This is a genomic window from Flavobacterium sp. NRK F7 (genome assembly GCF_024054195.1).
GTDB lineage: Bacteria > Bacteroidota > Bacteroidia > Flavobacteriales > Flavobacteriaceae > Flavobacterium.
In genome coordinates this window covers 2,023,799-2,041,807 of the sequence record NZ_JAMXLB010000001.1, presented here as the reverse complement: position 1 = coordinate 2,041,807, position 18,009 = coordinate 2,023,799, and the positions used below count along the sequence as shown (strand labels likewise).

15 protein-coding genes and 1 other RNA gene are annotated in these 18,009 nt (G+C 30.7%); 9 read left to right on the top strand and 7 right to left on the bottom strand.

What is annotated here, in order from left to right:
* Positions 1–27: 27 nt before the first annotated feature.
* From NHF47_RS09010 to creD, 5 genes are read left to right on the top strand one after another with little or no spacing between them, the layout of a single operon-like run.
* The gene (locus NHF47_RS09010) at positions 28–480 is read left to right on the top strand and encodes a hypothetical protein (protein ID WP_252764601.1); all 453 of its coding nucleotides are present in this window, start codon (positions 28–30) and stop codon (positions 478–480) included.
* Positions 481–484: 4 nt separating this feature from the next.
* Entirely contained in the window at positions 485–1,135 is a 651-nt protein-coding gene (locus NHF47_RS09005) for a DUF1361 domain-containing protein (RefSeq protein WP_252764600.1), read from the top strand.
* Complete coding sequence (locus tag NHF47_RS09000; protein WP_252764599.1) at positions 1,125–1,427, top strand: hypothetical protein; 303 nt, start codon at positions 1,125–1,127, stop codon at positions 1,425–1,427. The genes NHF47_RS09005 and NHF47_RS09000 overlap by 11 nt, the downstream gene beginning before the upstream one ends.
* A gap of 4 nt (positions 1,428–1,431) precedes the next feature.
* Complete coding sequence (locus NHF47_RS08995; RefSeq protein WP_252764598.1) at positions 1,432–1,752, top strand: hypothetical protein; 321 nt, start codon at positions 1,432–1,434, stop codon at positions 1,750–1,752.
* Between the two features lie 20 nt (positions 1,753–1,772).
* Entirely contained in the window at positions 1,773–3,134 is a 1,362-nt protein-coding gene (gene creD, locus NHF47_RS08990) for a cell envelope integrity protein CreD (protein ID WP_252764597.1), read from the top strand.
* Positions 3,135–3,320: 186 nt separating this feature from the next.
* Here creD and NHF47_RS08985 read toward each other — a convergent pair whose 3' ends face one another.
* Both NHF47_RS08985 and NHF47_RS08980 read right to left on the bottom strand, forming a co-directional pair.
* Positions 3,321–3,827 (bottom strand): hypothetical protein, encoded by a 507-nt coding sequence (locus tag NHF47_RS08985; protein WP_252764596.1) that lies wholly within the window; start codon positions 3,825–3,827, stop codon positions 3,321–3,323.
* A gap of 67 nt (positions 3,828–3,894) precedes the next feature.
* Positions 3,895–5,100 carry an NAD(P)-dependent oxidoreductase gene (locus tag NHF47_RS08980; protein ID WP_252764595.1) on the bottom strand — a complete coding sequence of 402 codons (1,206 nt, stop codon included), beginning with the start codon at positions 5,098–5,100 and terminating at the stop codon, positions 3,895–3,897.
* A gap of 197 nt (positions 5,101–5,297) precedes the next feature.
* Here NHF47_RS08980 and ssrA point away from each other — a divergent pair.
* Positions 5,298–5,696: a transfer-messenger RNA gene (ssrA, locus tag NHF47_RS08975) on the top strand.
* Positions 5,697–5,752: 56 nt separating this feature from the next.
* Here the strand turns inward: ssrA and NHF47_RS08970 are convergent.
* Positions 5,753–6,286, bottom strand: coding sequence for a phosphatase PAP2 family protein (locus NHF47_RS08970; protein WP_252764594.1), 534 nt, complete (start codon positions 6,284–6,286; stop codon positions 5,753–5,755).
* Between the two features lie 233 nt (positions 6,287–6,519).
* Between NHF47_RS08970 and NHF47_RS08965 the strand changes: the two genes are divergently transcribed.
* A complete protein-coding gene (locus NHF47_RS08965) occupies positions 6,520–6,714 on the top strand; it encodes a hypothetical protein (RefSeq protein WP_252764593.1) in 195 nt (64 codons plus the stop codon).
* Positions 6,715–6,785: 71 nt separating this feature from the next.
* Here the strand turns inward: NHF47_RS08965 and NHF47_RS08960 are convergent, their stop codons facing one another.
* The 3 genes from NHF47_RS08960 to NHF47_RS08950 form a co-directional block, all read right to left on the bottom strand.
* Complete coding sequence (locus NHF47_RS08960; RefSeq protein ID WP_252764592.1) at positions 6,786–8,348, bottom strand: hypothetical protein; 1,563 nt, start codon at positions 8,346–8,348, stop codon at positions 6,786–6,788.
* A 160-nt stretch (positions 8,349–8,508) separates the two neighbouring features.
* Positions 8,509–8,940 (bottom strand): DUF4252 domain-containing protein, encoded by a 432-nt coding sequence (locus tag NHF47_RS08955; RefSeq protein ID WP_252764591.1) that lies wholly within the window; start codon positions 8,938–8,940, stop codon positions 8,509–8,511.
* A 109-nt stretch (positions 8,941–9,049) separates the two neighbouring features.
* Positions 9,050–11,011 (bottom strand): endonuclease, encoded by a 1,962-nt coding sequence (locus NHF47_RS08950; RefSeq protein WP_252764590.1) that lies wholly within the window; start codon positions 11,009–11,011, stop codon positions 9,050–9,052.
* A 169-nt stretch (positions 11,012–11,180) separates the two neighbouring features.
* Between NHF47_RS08950 and NHF47_RS08945 the strand changes: the two genes are divergently transcribed.
* Positions 11,181–13,997 carry an aminopeptidase gene (locus tag NHF47_RS08945; protein ID WP_254005714.1) on the top strand — a complete coding sequence of 939 codons (2,817 nt, stop codon included), beginning with the start codon at positions 11,181–11,183 and terminating at the stop codon, positions 13,995–13,997.
* A 177-nt stretch (positions 13,998–14,174) separates the two neighbouring features.
* Positions 14,175–16,580: a thiamine pyrophosphate-dependent enzyme gene (locus NHF47_RS08940; RefSeq protein WP_252764589.1), complete on the top strand. Its 2,406-nt coding sequence runs from the start codon at positions 14,175–14,177 to the stop codon at positions 16,578–16,580.
* Positions 16,581–16,628: 48 nt separating this feature from the next.
* Here the strand turns inward: NHF47_RS08940 and NHF47_RS08935 are convergent, their stop codons facing one another.
* A complete protein-coding gene (locus NHF47_RS08935) occupies positions 16,629–17,750 on the bottom strand; it encodes a cysteine desulfurase family protein (RefSeq protein ID WP_252764588.1) in 1,122 nt (373 codons plus the stop codon).
* Positions 17,751–18,009: the final 259 nt, after the last annotated feature.

Below are 18,009 nucleotides of genomic sequence, written 5' to 3'. Positions count from 1 at the left end.
TGACCGCTAAAAATAAAATCCACACACATGAAAGATAAAATAATCGAATTTTTATACAAAACCATTAAAGTTCCTTACGAGTACTTCTTTAAAAACGCACAACCTTGGGGTTTAAATGTGGACCAACTCTTATGTTTTGAAGCGGATAGTTTAGGACATGAACTGGGCACTTTTTTAAAAATCAATCATTATGAGGTACAAGATAGTTTAGAAGAACACGATGTGTTTCATGTACTAACAAAAATTGGTACCACTGTAAAAGAAGAAGTGGATTTGCAATTCTATTTATTAGGAAACGGAAAAAGAAGTCCCTTTGTTTTTATCGTAATACTCACAGGAATTCTATTTTATCCAAAAGCCTATAAAAGCTTTTATTCTAGTTACAAAAGAGGCAAAAAAGCACATCAATTCTATCATTTAGATTTTCATAAAATGCTGACTATTCCTGTCATAAACATTCAACAAACCTTTAATATTTAATACTATGCAAGCGATAATCAACCTGTATTTATCCAACAAAAAAACGAATAGTATTTTACTAATCTTGTGTTTTTATTGTGCACTTTTATTACTTTTCCGTGTCAAAATAACTCAATCTATTTTCTATTTTTTCTTGATATGGAATCTCTTTTTGGCCGCCATTCCCTATTTACTTTTACAAGTTGCAAAACAAAAGATTCAACTTTTCGAAAATGGAAAATTGAGACTATTACTATTTGTCTGTTGGTTGTTATTTTTACCTAATTCCTTTTACATAGTAACCGATTTTGTTCACTTACCAAAAGGCAATCCTGAATTATTTTGGTTCGATCTAATTTTGTTGTTTTCCTTTGCAAGCTTAGGTTTTTTATTTGGGTTATTGGCCATCCAAGAATTTAAAAATTGCTACTTACTATTTCATTCTTCGAAGTTCATTCAAATTAGTATTCCTATTATCAGCTTATTATGCGGTTTTGGTATTTATTTAGGTCGTTTCCTTCGATTTAATAGTTGGACTATTTTAACCCATCCTTTCCAATTGGCAATGGATACTTTTCTATCGATACTATCAACTGAAGCACTTCTTTTCTCGGCTTTGTATGGCAGTTTTATTTACCTCACCTATCAAATTAAAAATCAGTTTTATGGAAACTAACTATCAATTCAAAGATTTACCTTTTTCGACACAATTAGCTATTGTCTCATTTAGTTTTGGAACTATTCTATTTCTTGCACATTTTATCTTCCCAAATTATTTTCCAATACTGGTTTTTGGATATATCTACTTATTAATAGCAATACTAGTTAATGCCCTTACCTTTTTTTATTTGGTATACCTATTCTCTAAAGAAACGGATGTGGAAGATCTTATTATTAGAATTCTGATTCTGTTATCCAATATTCCTATAGCATTCTTATATGCTTATGTTGTACTAAATACTATTTAAATGTATGGAAGAAATTTTAGAAATAACAATTCAAGATGGTAAACTAGCCAGAATAGTAGCTCTAATTTCATTTGTAATTGGAACTATAATCTTATTGCTTTACAAAATAACAAAAGTAGATGTGATCTTTTTTATTGGCTTTCTCTATGTAATTACAGCTTTATTTATAAATGCGATTGTATTCTTCAAACTTATCTATAATCTCACAATTTGTAGACAACGCATTTTATATCAATTAGGAAGTATTTTATTTCTACTATTTAATATACCTATAGCCTTGTTATATATGTATTTAGTTTCTACCAATTTCATTATTCATTTTTAAAACAATTAAAATCTTATCTTATGGAAAATCCAATCGAATTACACAAACCTAGCAACACTCCAAAACCTTCCTTTTTACAAAGCAATACAGCTAAAATGATTATGGTAGGTATGCTAACCTTATTTTTATTAATTCCTCTTAATTTAGTGCAAAATCTAATTAGAGAACGCTCTGAACGTAAAGATGATGTCACGCAAGAAGTGACCGAAACTTGGGGTGAAAACATTCATTTTTATGGACCAATATTAAAAATTCCATACAAAACCTATTCTGAAACAGCTATTGTTGATGAAAAAAGTCGGGAAACCATCATTCAAAAAAGTGCCTCTATCCAATATGCTTATTTCTTTCCGAACACTTTAGAAAATAAAACGGAAGTTACTAAAGTAGATGACATTAAAAGAGGAATTTACAATCCCATTGTTTTTAAAGCCAGCATGCAGTTCAACGGAAGTTTTGAAAATGCAGCGCTTGATAAATTAAATATTAAAACAGAAGATGTGCTTTGGGATAAAGCAACCGTTTTAATAAAAACCACCAATTTGAAAAGCATAAAAAGTGATTTAAAAATTACGCTAAATAAAAAGAAGTTCAGCTTGGAATCGAAAGCTGATGAAGACAACTACTTTGGCACATTGGAAACCGAAACTTTTACGTATGTACCCAATCAAATCATCGCTTTCAATTTCGATATGAAATATAATGGAAGTGATAACATCCAATTTGTTCCAGTGGGAAAAACAACTACTACAAGCATTAATGCTAATTGGGACTCACCAAGCTTTATCGGTAGTTTTGCTGCCAATGATACCACAAAGCAAATTACTTCCAAAAACTTTCATGCTGATTGGAAAATTTTACATATTAATCGTCCTTTTTCGCAACAATACGACACTAAGATTCCAGATCTGAACAATTATTCGTATGGTGTTAAATTGATTGAGACTGTAGACCAATACCAACAAAATGAGCGTGCTTCAAAATATGGTTTCTTAGTGATCGGACTTACCTTTTTAATCTTCTTTTTAATACAAACCATTAGCAAAAAAAGCATTCATATTTTTCAGTATACGATGATTGGTTTAGCTTTAATTATGTTTTATACGCTATTAATATCGATAACCGAACACTCTAGCTTTACAATAGCGTATACTATAGCAGCTAGTGCCGTTATAATCATGCTATTACTCTATTCCGTTTCGGTATTGAAAGAGAAAAAATTCCCATTATTTATAGCTGCATCCTTAACGGTCTTATATAGTTTTATTTTTGTAATTATACAGTTAGAAAACTATGCCTTATTGGTAGGAAGCATCGGTTTATTCTTAATTCTAGGAGCTGTAATGTATTTTTCTAGAAAGATTGATTGGACTAATAATTAGGAGCACCACAATAGCTATCAGTACAAAAATTGTCCTGCTGTTTGCTCTATCTTTTTCTTTTTGTCACATTGAGTGGAGTTGGAATGCAAAAAAGAAAAAGGATGCCACTACCATCAGGGCTATAAGAGAAAATCCTGATTACTATAATCGTAATCAGGATTTTATACTTCTATTGATTTTTAACTTTTATTCTTCTTGTTTAAATTCAAAACCAACTTGCGTTACAAATCCATTTGAATTAAAGGCTAACATAATTATTTTCTCATTAGTTGTAGCGGCATACATTTCCATCATTAAATTATCAAATGAGATAAATGAAACCGTCTCAAAAAAGTTTTTGGTCGTTTCATTTGTAATTTTGGTGGAACCTATTAAAAATTCACCTGTAAAACTTTTCTCAGGAAAATTTTTATCACCATCCCAGTTGAAATTTGCCCCTATCATGGTAAGTTTTCCATTAAAAATTTTTAATGCAATACCTAAATCTGAATATATATATAACTTAACACCATTTCTAGATTCCTTTTTTAAAACTGGTTCTCCTAATTCTGAAACGATACTTTCAAAAGTTGTAGTGTTATTAAGTTCCAGTTTATTTAAAAATAGCTGATTGCTTTCGGTAAACTGCAATTTAGTTTGTGCTGAAGCAAAAAAACAAATTAATAAAGTAGCAAATAAAATCGTTTTTTTCATAAAAGTGAAACCGTTAATTTGGTTAATTATAAATTTTAAAACACACTAATAAGCAAGTTTAACAATATTATTCCTTATCGTCTACAAAATCTTGCAAATAAGCAAAACGCGGTGTTAACTTACCGTTTTCGGTTACTTTGGCTCTTGCTAATACGCCATTTGCATCGTTGTTATAAAAAGCAGGAATGACATATTTTAAAAACATTTCTCCAAAGCCTTCACTCGCATCTTTAGGCAATTCACAAGGAAGGTTGTCAACAGCCATGACCCATATTGCTGCTGGATGACTCAAAGGAACTTCTTTGTGTTCGCTTGGCAAATACCCATACACTGGATCAGCAATCGTACTAGGTCGCAAAGTACACGCAATAGGACCATCAATATCACATGAAACATCAGCTACAACTTTCAAACTACATTTTGAAGAACGTAGCATTTCTTTTGTAAGAATTACAGGAGCATTATTCCCATGAAAATGACCTGCAATGAATAAATCAGAAACCTCAGCAAATTTTTCAAAATCAGATTCATACTCTTTAGGATTAGTGTAGAAATCATATTTATCTAATTTTTGACCGTCTTTTCTTTTGTTGTAATCCAAAACATCAATCATAGTATACACAGGTTCGGTGTATTTTTTAGTCAAATAATTTTCGACGGAAACCTGTTTGATTTTCATCGCATCTAACATTTCCTTAGCACCATGAGCCACTTTTCCACTACCTGTTAAAACAATTTTAATATAAGGTAAAGGATATTTTCTCAATCGTTGAATTAACGCATTTTGATCGGGTAAGGTTTCGGCTTTAGGCAAATTGAATAATTCAAACTTAATTCCAAAAGCTCTAATTCCATTGTAAGCCCCAACAATTCCTGCATAACGACCAAAACCAATCAAACGCGCATTTTTTTCATCTACAATCGTTTCATGATCGTATAATGTAATATTTTTATCTAAAACTGCTTGTAATAATTTACGATTATAAGGTTGTTTTTTTATCGTATGTGAAAAAAAGAAGTAGCTTTTATTGGGAATTAAATTTACAATAGGTACTTCTTTTACACCTAATAAAACATCACAATCTGATACATTTTGAGCAATTTCAAAACCTTTTTCCTGATAAAGTTCATCAGAAAAAATACGAATATCAGAAGATTCTACAGTAATATCAGCTTGGGGAAATTGATCTTTAAATTGAACTAATTCATCTGGTGAAAAAACCACACGACGATCTGGTGGATTTTTACGTTCCTTTATTATTCCGAATTTCATTTGTTATTTTTATCTTAAGTTTAGTCAGCAATGTTACAAATATAACTTTATAGATTTCTAAAAACAACTTTTTTTTAATGGAAAAAATAATGTAATTTTGGCACACTTTTTAGAAGCATTCACTTAGAATAGTGAAAAGGTATGATTTTTGTATTATACATTTCTAAATTGAAGTTTCTAAATTCTAATTTCATTTGGGGGTCGACTGGTTTTGACAGCGAGTGGAATTGAAAAGTAAGCATGCCGAGCATTGTACTTTTGGCTCGTAAATCATAATCGTACAACCTTATAAACGGCGAAAATAATTACGCTTTAGCTGCTTAATCCGAAGTTTAGTACGATTTGCCTAGTTCCAACAAGGTTGGAAAGCTAGATTCACCTCAACATCCTTGGTTTATGGAGTTTGATTCAGGTGAACCGTAAAAGTAAACCTAGGAAAGGTAATGCTTTAAATCCTTTCTGACACTGATAAAGCTAAGCAAGAAGTGGTTGTTTTTGGCCTTGCTTTTTGTCGAAAATTCAAGCAGAAACTAAGCATGTAGAAAGCTCTTCGATTGCTTGTTTGGACGAGAGTTCGATTCTCTCCGACTCCACAAAAAAACCCTGTAAAACATTCATTTTACAGGGTTTTTTAGTGTATAACTTTTACCCTTTAAAACTGATAGACAAAGATAATTGAAGATCCATAACTGTCAATTGCTAGACTTACATCTAAGTTTCTTTCATATTTGGTAGTAAATAAGTACGAACTCGAAACACCAATAGCAGCACCTGCCAATACATCAATAAAATAATGATTTTTAGATTCTATTCTAGAATAGCCTGTAAAAGCGGCTAAGGCATAGACTGGAATACCGTATTCCCAACCGTATCTTTTTTGAATAAAAGCAGCACTTTGAAAAGTTATCGAAGTATGTCCGGAAGGGAAAGACTTAAAATTCGCATGATTGGGACGTTCTTTTTTAATGATTAATTTTAAAGCTTCTGTGGTGACCGCATTTACTAAAAACCCTTTTGAGAATTGTTTCAATCCTTTGTAATCTTTTATAAATATAGTGGTTGCTATAGTAGAAATTGGAAGCGCATATAATAAAGCATCGCCTGTAGACTCAGCAAAAGTGCTTTGTACTTGTGTATTTCCCCATTGGGAACACAAAAACACTAATAGTAATAAAAATTTTCTCATTTGCAAAGATTTAAACTGTCGTTTAAATTTAAAAAAAATAGTGGCCTAATTCAAGTGTTTTGATACTACATTAAAAGTCTTAATCAAATTTTAAGACAAACACTACTTTCTGTCGAATTTACTTTCAATTGTTATGCTCTTTTACTTCTAATTTTATAATTATTGATACAAATTTTATAACTCCTTTTCTCTTTAGAAAAGGTAATTTTGAGTAAACTAAAAAAACATAGAACATGAAAGCACAAAATCAAAATTCGCAAAGCGTAAACAAAAAGGGAACCGATCATCGTAGTGATACTAGAAAACATCAATACAGAAATCATGATGATGTATTAACGAATGATGAAAACTATGACGTGGATACTCAAAAATTTATTGGTGAACAACCAGATTGGGACGATAAATTAAATAATGAAGAAAAAAATTAATCTTTCATTCTAAAGTAAGAAAGCCTGCATTAATAAATTAAAGCAGGCTTTCTCATTCTAAATCAGTTGTATTATAATAAAACTTGCTTTAAACCATCAGCTACACTTATCCATAACAAATTGTAGAAGGATTTTTCCGGAACGCGTTCTACTTTAACAGAAACTGCTTTTAATTCTTCTCCAGAATCATCTTTGACAAATAAGTTTCCTATCGCTGTTAAAAGTCCATTCTTTTTGTAGCGTTTATTATTTTGATAAATCTCCACTTTTAAATCATCGTATTTTAAGGCAAAATCTCCTTGGTTCACAACATCATTTCCTTTGAAATTAAAATATACTTTCTCTAAATCACCTTTCACGACAACATTGAGATAAGGCTTTGTAAAATAGACTAATTTTTCGGCGTTAAAATGGTTTAATTTTCCTTTAATCTTAAAACCATCCGTACTATCTAACACATTAAAAGACCAATCTACGTCTAACATAGATTCTTTCATAAATTGGGATTGAATGGTTATTTCCGTATCAGGTACCTTCGTTTTATGAAAACCACTTTGAATAGAGGTTGCCTTTAAATTAAAAGCATCAAAAATTAATTTTCCTGGCCCTTCTTCAAAGCTTATCTCTTCTTCATAAACGATTTTGGATTGTACCATTTTTAAAGTATCAACCTGTAAATCAAAAGGAAGATTACGCAATAAGTTATTATATAGTTTCTTCTTACTCAAATCATCTTCTGGCATTTTGCCTCTGTAAATAGTGGCATCTAATTGGTTTAAAACCAATTCTGGAATTTTACAAAAGAAAACATCCTCTTGGAAACCCCAATTCATTTCTTTCAAGGAAATTTGCTTTGTATTTATAGTATATAAATCTCGTTCTTTAGGTATTTTTTGAACAAAGACTTTTCTAGAACAGTTTGGTTTTAACTGAAGATCATCAATTTGTAAACTGGTATTCGTAGTATTGAATTGAGAAACCTTTAGGGTGTAAAACTCGTTAACCTGATAAAAAAGTTGGGTACAATTGATACTGTAATTCTCATAGGTGAAAGGAATTTTATTTTGTAGGGTTTTTTCGTTTAAGACCAAACCTTCAATTTTTAAATTAAGTTGCTGTAGAGAAGCTATAAGTTGGTTTTTTTCAGCTTTTACAACTTGCACATTCCCTTCATTTAAGTAAATGGCGTTCACCACAATAATTTTTTCAAAAGGTTCGATTATTTTAGATTGAATGCTTTTAGAATGGGATAGTACTTTATCGTTATTTTTATGCAGTGTTATTTCAGGTGCTACTATAACGAGTTGATCTGCTTTAATTTTATCTCCAAACAAAATACTCAATATACTAAAATGAGCTACCTTTATTTGCGGTACTTTGGCATATATTCCTAATTTTTTATTTGTATTTTCGATATCCGTTTTAGGAGCAACAGAAACATCAAATACTTGTAATGTTGTATTCCACAGTGAAACATCAATATCTTTATACGCGATATTGTAATCGGATCTATTTTTATCTGCGAGTAGTTGGGGCAATTTAAATTCAATCCATACATTAAGACCAATATTAAGTATCCCTAAAAAGAGAATACCACCTATTAAAAAAACAGCTATTTTTTTGACGCTTATCATGTTTGTTGTTTATAAGCATACTAAAGTACACATTTTTTAAGAACAAAAGAGGTCTTGTAGAATAGGTTTGCTAAATTAAAAAAAGTAATTCCTTATTTAAACAAAAAACCTGTTTCTTCTTTTGAAACAGGTTTTTATAACTAATTCATTACTATACTATTTAACTTAATGAAAAGAGGATTAAAACACTATCATTTTTACCCGATCCTTCCACAAAAATCATTAATTCTTCCAATTCATCTTTTTTGTTGGTTTTTATTAAAAAACTAGCTTCATTGCCATTAGCTGAGTACTTCATTAACTGTTCCAAACTTTTATTCTTTTTATATTTTTTGGCAACCGATTTCATATCGCTTCTAAGCGCTTCATTTGAAGTGGAAAACACTTTTACAAATTCAATTTTTTTCAAAAAATCAATAATTTTCTTTTCTTCCTGATCCTTTCCTTTGGTGTTAATTTCTATATCCGAAAATAAATCTTTATTGATTACAAAAGAAGATACCTCTTTATTATTTTCAAATTTTTTAAACGATTGACCAAAAAATAAATTAACACTACATAAGAAGACTAACGTACAAAACAAATTTTTCATAATTATCTGGTTTTATTGTTATTATAAAAGCTAGACGAGACAGAAAAAGTTTTGTAACAAAAAAAGCGACTAAATGTCGCTTTTTTCTATTTTTAAAATAACAGCAGCGTTATTTTACTACAATTTTCTTGTGTATTTGTGAATCTTGATTGAACACAGTAACCAAGTATATTCCAGAAGGTAAATCAATTTCTAAGCGTGATTCTGTTTCATACTGATGTGTTACAACAACTTGACCTGATAAATTAGCAATTTCCACATTCACTTGACCTTTTATACCAGAAAAAATTAAATAATCAGTAGTAGGATTAGGATATACTTTAACCTGATTATTTTCAAAATTTGAATTGGATAAGGCAAAAGACCATGGTTGTCCAAAATTAGAACCAAATATATAATCGGCTAACTGAGGATAATCAATAAACGGATTTCTATTCAATTGCCAAGTATAGATATAATTATTTCGGTTCATTTCAAAGTCATCAGCTGCATCTTGAGTATTCCAAGTTAATAAAGTAGCTAAATCGCCCATTTGTCCTACGATATTATCGGCTGGATCCCCATTCACTAAATTTAATCCGTTATAACGAACTGCCATATAAAATAAAGCTCTAGCGACATCACCATGCCAACTTCCTTGACTTCCTGATGGACCATTATAATCTACCCCATAATCTCTATTACTTCTAGTAGAGTTTTCTGCACCGTCTTCTGCTCTTATGTGATGCGCATCTCCGTGACCTGCTGCAATATCATTTGCATTCGTTGGTAACCAAACATTAATTCCATCAGCAGTAGAAGAAGTTCCACCTGAAAAACCACCTCTAGATTGGGGAAAAATATGCTCTCTATTCCAAACCCCAATATTACTAGATCCAGTTTGATAATCAATAATTGGTTTAGGAGTTTCCACATACATTTGCCAAACCTGATTAGAATTTAAAGGATTTTTATCTGCTTCTTTTAAAATGTATTCAATATCTCCATAATTATGTGCATGCACCACATTTGGATCAGCAATAATATCTTGTAGTGCTTGTTTTAAAGTAGTTCCAGATAATCCTTCTAAACTATCATAATAACCTGCAGGAGTTGTAGGAGTAACTACTCCATAACTAGGATTTAAAGGTGTTCCATAAGTTTGAACCACATAATCGTTATCATATACTCTTATAATGACATCATTGTTAGCTGAAGCATAACCAAAAGGAAGTGATTGCACTTTAATTAACATTTCTTCATCACCTTCATCAGTAGGATCGTCAAAAATGGGAACCGTACGCTGTGCTGTAGTTGCACCAACAGGAATGGAAACTGTTAAATTAACTGTACCATAATCGTTCACCATAAAATTGCCATTAACTAAAGTATAATTAAATACTAATTGTTGGTCTTGCACGGGCGTATCTGTAGTAAAAGTAATTACAAAACTTTCTCCTTCTATATAAGAAGTAGCTGGAGTTGAAATCGTAACATAATTTATTACAACACCTGAACCATCATTATTTACACCTGGTGTAGGAGGTTTTGCTTCGTAAGTTCCATCATTTTTTCGTTGTACTGAAGTGGATGTAGATTCTCTTGTACATAATGTAATCCCTAGAATTGACATCAAATTAACGGGTTGACTCGTTGAATTTGTATAAGCTAACGCATCTATTAAATTAGTTGTTGTGGCTAAAGTTCCTGTTGAAGTAGCAGCATCAAAAGGAAAATCGGTAGCGTCTGCTTGATAAAGAGCTACTACATCTGGACCATTTTGAATCGCTCCATTATAAAAAACACCCATTGGTGCAGGATTAACAGAACTATTTCCAAAATGAGCTATTCCATTAATATCTGTTGTATAACCATCTAAATCTATAGTAAAATAACTTGAAGAATTGGTTTCATTAAAAAAGACTAAAACATAACCGTCTAAATTAAAATTAGGGGAGCTGGATTTTAATTCAACAAATTCTAATTGGTCAGAACCAGGATTATCAGCATCAATTTCATTGATAACAATTTGTGAAGAACAAAATGAAATACAAAAAAGAGCGAACAATAGATGTAATTTTTGGGGCATCATATTTTCTTTTTTTTTACAAATGTAGGAATTATGATGCACTTCCTAAAGATAAACGATTGATTTTATTAACATTAAACCCCATTAACAAAAATCTAAGGAGATTTTAAGGACAAAACCTACAAAATGACGCAACTTTTCACTAAAATTGTAATCTTATTATAAAAAGGCTTTGAAAATTAAAGGTTTCGTTTTATTGTTATTGTCATATCTTGGTTTTTCTCAACATAATGCTACCATTAGTGTTCGGGTAAATCAAGAGGAAAAAACGCTTTGGGTTCAACAGCAATTACACTATGTGAATACCAGTAATGAAACCCTTTCTACAATAGTTTTAAACGATTGGAATCATGCTTTTTCTTCTAAAAGTTCCAATTTAGCCAAACGTTTTTCTGACGAATATGTAAGAGCCTTTCATTTGGCTAAAGAAGAAGACAGAGGAGCTACTACAATTCAAAACATTTCTGATGCTACTTTTAAGAATATCAACTGGGAAAGACAAAAAAATCATTTGGATTTGATTGTCGTAATGTTAGACAAACCCCTTCTTCCTAATGCCACTACCATACTAAATTTATCTTATACCGTTAAAATTCCTAATAAACGATTTACTAAATATGGATTTAGCGATGATGGAAAATTATATTTAAAAAATTGGTACTTAGCTCCTGCCCGATTTGAAAACAAACAATTCGTTCAGTATAGTAATGAAAATTTAGATGATATTGCCAATGCTCCAACGGATTATACTATAACTATAGAAGCTCCAAAAAAATGGAATGTAATTTCTGATTTATATTTAGAAAGCACTCGTTCATTATCTGATTTTGATGTATACACGCTACAAGGTTCTAAGAGAACAGATTTCACCTTGTGTCTTACTCCAAAAGACGAATTTATTAGTTACAAGAATGAAATTGTAGAAGTGAGTACCAATTTAGAAAGTAAAATTGAACCCATTCAAAAAGCCATAATTGTAGATAGAGTAACCCATTTTGTATCAGAAAACATTGGGAATTCTAGCATCCAAAAAATGATTGTTTCTCAAGAAGATTATGACAAACAACCTTTTTATGGTTTGAATCAATTGCCTTCCTTTTTAAGACCATTTTCAGATGATTTTATATTCGAATTGCAATTTTTAAAAACCTACATAAATAATTTCCTAAAAAACAACCTTCAAATTGACCAGAGAAAAGAGCAATGGATTAGTGATGGAATTCAAGTATTTATGATGATGCGATACATTAATGCATTTCACCCAGAAATGAAAATGACTGGAAATTTAGCCAAACTTAAATTATTAAAATCTTATCACTTTATCAATCTTGATTTTAATCAGCAGTATAACTATTTGTATTTGTTGATGGCTAGAAAAAACTTAGACCAACCGTTGAGTTTTCCCAAAAATAGATTGATTAAATTTAATGAGCAGATTGCTAATAAGTACAAAGCTGGATTGAGTTTACAATACTTAGATGCATATTTAGGAAATGACATTGTTGAAAATTCAATTAAAGAATTTATGGTGTTGAATCAGGATTTTCAAACCAATGATAGAGATTTTGAAATGATTTTGAAGAAAAATACCTCAAAAGATATCAATTGGTTTTTCCAAACTTTAATACACAGTAGAGCCATTATTGACTTTAAAATTACACGCCTAAAAAAAGAAGATAATCAGATAACATTAAAAATAAAAAACAAAACCAAGACAAATGTTCCTATTGCATTATATCAGTTGAAAGAAGATAGCATTATTTCTAAAAAATGGTTAGAAAACATTAAAACGGATACAATTATTATTTTTCCTAAAAAAGATATTACCAAAGTAGTTTTAAATTATAACAATGAAGTTCCAGAATACAATCTAAGAAATAATTGGAAATCGTTAAAAGGTTTTTTCTTCAATCACAGACCTATAAAATTCAATTTTTACAAAGATTTGGAAGAACCCAATTACAATCAAATTTTTTACATGCCCGAATTTGATTTTAATCTTTATGATGGTCTTGCTTTTGGAGTACGCTTTAACAATAGATCTCTATTAAACAAACCTTATAACTTTACAGTAGCTCCATTTTATTCTACAAACACCAATTCCATTATTGGACATTTTGCAACATCCGTAGACGATTATGTAAGAGATGACAGTAAATTATATCGTATTATTTATGGATTAAGTGGGAATCAACTTCATTATGCTTCAGATGCGAAATACACTCGAATTATTCCATCCGTTCAGTTTATTTTCAGAGATAAAGATTTAAGAAGTAATAAAATGGAATACATTCAAGTGAAACAATTTTTCATTAATAAAGAAATTTCAGCAACCGCAATTCAAAATTCTACCAATTCCAATTTTTCAGTATTTAGTGCTTCTTACACCAATTCACAATCAGAAATAACAAAAACATTCAACATTTCGAACCAAGTCCAAATTTCTAATAATTTTGGTAATATTAGCACGGAAATCAATTACAGAAAATTATTTGAAAACAATCGACAACTTAGTTTACGCTTATTTGCAGGAAAATTTATCTATTCTAATCCAAACAATACGGCACACCGATTTGGACTAGAAAAGCCTGTAGATCTTACCTTTCAAACCAATCTTTTAGGAAGAAGTGAATCTGTTGGTTTATTCAGCCAGCAATTTATTTATTCTGAAGGAGGCTTTAAATCTAAATTAGATACGCGTTATGCTAACGATTGGATGACAACCATCAATGCATCTCTAAATATTTGGAATTGGGTACAAGTGTATGGAGACATTGGATTGGTAAAAAACAATGGTATACCTGCCCAATTCTTATATGATTCTGGAATTCATTTGAATTTAGTCCCAGATTATTTTGAATTATTCTTACCTGTACAATCTTCAAATGGATTTGAATTGAATGATAAAAATTATCCTGAAAAAATTAGATTTATAATTACAATTAGTCCTAGAACATTAGTTTCTTTATTTACCAGAAAATGGTTTTAAATAATTATTTGTCTATTTATTGAATAATTAGCAATAAACAACGAATAAAAACGGCAATAAATACAGTATTTATATTAAATAGAATAAATTTATAATAATTATTAATATTTACAGACTACTCCTATTGCTTTTTTGAAGGCGTTTAACTATATTTGTGGCAATATCAAAACTAATACTATGAGTAATTCTGTCACAAAAGAAACTTTATCTTTTCAAGATTTTAAAACAGAAGTCCTAAAAGACTATAAAACTGCTATTATCAGTAGAGAATGTAGTTTATTAGGAAGACGAGAAGTATTAACAGGGAAAGCTAAGTTTGGTATTTTTGGCGATGGTAAAGAAGTACCTCAATTAGCTATGGCAAAAGCTTTCAAAAATGGAGATTTTAGATCGGGTTATTATCGTGATCAAACCTTCATGATGGCAATTAACCAATTAACTATTGAACAGTTTTTTGCTGGTTTGTATGGTCATACTGATATTGATTTTGATCCAATGAGTGCTGGAAGACAAATGGGTGGCCATTTTGCTACTCATAGTTTAGATGAAAAAGGCAACTGGAAAAATCTAACCGAACAAAAAAACTCAAGTGCAGATATTTCTCCTACAGCCGGACAAATGCCTCGTTTATTAGGTTTAGCACAGGCTTCAAAACTATTCAGAAATGTTGCCGAATTAAAAAATCACACTCAATTTTCTATACAAGGTAATGAAGTAGCATGGGGAACTATTGGAAATGCTTCTACTTCTGAAGGTTTATTTTTTGAAACCATAAATGCTGCTGGGGTTTTACAAGTTCCAATGGTGATGAGTGTATGGGATGATGAATATGGAATTTCAGTTCATGCAAGACATCAAACTACTAAGGAAAACATCTCTGAAATCTTAAAAGGTTTCCAAAGAGATGAAGATAATAAAGGTTACGAAATACTTCGTGTTAAAGGTTGGGATTACCCATCATTGATTGATGTTTATGAAAAAGCAAGTAAAATAGCACGAGAAGAACATGTACCAGTTTTAATCCATGTAAATGAATTGACACAGCCTCAAGGACATTCTACCTCTGGTAGTCATGAAAGATATAAAAGTAAAGATCGCTTAGAGTGGGAAAAAGAGTTCGATTGTATCGAGCAAATGAAATTATGGATGATTAACAATAACATTGCTACTGAAGAAGAGATTGAAGAGATTAATTCGTTAGCCAAAAAAGAAGTTTTGGAAGGTAAAAAAGCAGCTTGGGCAGCTTACAACAATCCTATAAAAAAAGAATTAGACGAATTAGTTACTTTGCTTCAATCTATTGCAAAAGCGAGCACGAATAAAGTTTTTATTGAGAAATATGCGAATGATTTAGCCACTATTAAAGAACCTATACGCAAAGACATATTAACTACTGCTAGAAAAGTACTTCGCTTAATCATAAATGAAGAATCTAAAAATACATTGGCAAGCTGGATTACAAACTATATTGAAAAAATCCAACCTAAATTCAGTTCACACTTATATTCACAATCCGATAAAAATGTATTTTCTGTTAAGGAGGTATTACCAACATATGATGATACCAATGAAGAAGTAGATGCGCGTTTGATATTAAGAGATAACTTTGATGCCATTTTTGACAAGTATCCTGAAACGGTGATTTTTGGAGAAGATAGCGGAAACATTGGTGATGTAAATCAAGGTTTGGAAGGCATGCAAGAAAAATATGGAGAATTGCGTGTTGCTGATGCTGGAATTAGAGAAGCCACAATTTTAGGACAAGGTATCGGTTTAGCGATGAGAGGTTTACGACCAATAGCTGAAATTCAATATTTAGACTATTTATTGTATGCCATTCAAATCATGAGCGATGACTTAGCAACTTTACAATATAGAACACACGGAAAACAAAAAGCACCTTTAATCATTAGAACTCGTGGCCATCGATTAGAAGGTATTTGGCATGCAGGTTCTCCTATGGGAATGATTTTGAATGCTATTAGAGGAATTCATGTTTTAGTTCCAAGAAACATGACTAAAGCCGCTGGTTTTTACAATACATTATTAGAAACAGACGAACCAGCATTATTAATTGAATGTTTAAATGGATATCGTTTAAAAGAAAAAAAACCTACAAACATAGGTGAATTTAAAACACCTATTGGCGTTGTGGAAACCATTAAAGAAGGTTCAGACATAACGGTTGTTTCTTATGGATCTACCTTACGACTCGTAGAACAAGCCGCTAAAGAGCTTTTAGAAACAGGTATTGATGTTGAAATTATCGACATTCAATCGTTATTACCATTTGATATTAATCATGATATAGTGAAAAGTTTAGAAAAAACAAATCGCTTATTAATTGTAGACGAAGATGTACCTGGAGGAGCAAGTGCTTATATTTTACAAGAAGTCTTAGAAAAACAAAAAGGATTTTTCCACTTAGACAGTGAGCCTCAAACATTAACAGCTCAACCACACCGTCCTGCATATGGAACAGACGGCGATTATTTCTCCAAACCAAGTGCAGAAGATATTTATGAAAAAATATATGGAATTATGAACGAAACCAATCCTACTAAATATCCAAATTTATACTAACAAAAAAAGGAGATTCAATTGAATCTCCTTTTTTTATGAATATTGTTTTTAAATCGTTTTTAAAACACTAATTAAATAATCAATTTCTTCTTTTGTATTGCAATGACTTATCGAAATTCTAATATTAGGCTTTTGTTGTTCCTCAGGTGATAAAAAAGCAGCTAAAACATGAGAAGGCTTACTACTTCCACTTTGACAAGCACTACCTCTTGAAACAGATATTCCTTTCATATCTAAAGAAAATAGAAGCATTGCCGTTTTACTTTTATCAAATGGCAATACAACATTGATAATATTATAAAAAGTTTGTTTTCCAATAATGGTACACTCCGGAAAAGCTTCATTGAGTTGTGCTTCACAATACTCTTTTAAATTAGAAATATATTGTTTTTCTTCATCTAACTTAGCATAAGAAATTTCCAAAGCTTTTGCCATTCCTGCTATTTGATGCACCGCTTCAGTACCCGCACGAAAACCTTTTTCTTGTTCGCCACCATAAATCATAGGTTGCAACACCACATTTTTTCTCATGTATGTAAAACCAACTCCTTTTGGACCATGAAATTTATGAGCAGTTCCTACTAAAAAATCAAGATTTGAATTACTTAAATCAAAAGGATATTTTCCAATTGACTGTACTGCGTCACATTGAAAATAAGCTTTATTTTCTTTACACAATTGCCCAACACGCTCTAAATCGATCATTTCCCCTGTTTCATTATTCACATGCATTAAAGCTACTAGAGTAACAAGGTCTTCTTTCAAAAGCTTTTCCAAATCTGAAAGTAACAAAGTTCCATCTTTTTGAACTGGCAAGTATTCAATGACAACATCATATTCTTTCTTTAAAACTTCAACAGTATGCAAAGTAGCATGATGTTCTAAAGGAGATGTAATAATTCTTTTTACACCTAAATCCTTTATCGCATTTCTTAATATCCAATTTATCCCTTCTGTCGCACTTGAAGTAAAAATAATTTCAGATGCAGAAGTCCCAAGTAACTTCGCAATCCTTTTTCTAGAAGATTCCATACTATTTTTTGCAGATCTTCCAAAACTATGCGACGAAGAAGGATTACCAAAATGATCTGATAAAACTGCGGTTATTTCAGCCACAACCTCTTTTCTTAAGGGAGTTGTAGCTGCATTATCTAAATATATTTTTTCCATAAAATAATATTAGTACAAAGATAACAAACTCATTTGAGTTCCATAAAACAACTTATAATGAAAGCTTTTTTACAAAATATAAAAAAACATTTTAACATTAAAACTGAATTAAATTAAGACTTTATTAACATTTTAAATGAACAAATAAGCATTTTGTCGGTTATATAACTTTTATCTTGAAATTTTAACATTTTCGGCAAATTAGTTGTAAATAAAATTGAAATACATCATTTACTTTTACTTATGTTTTTAAAACATT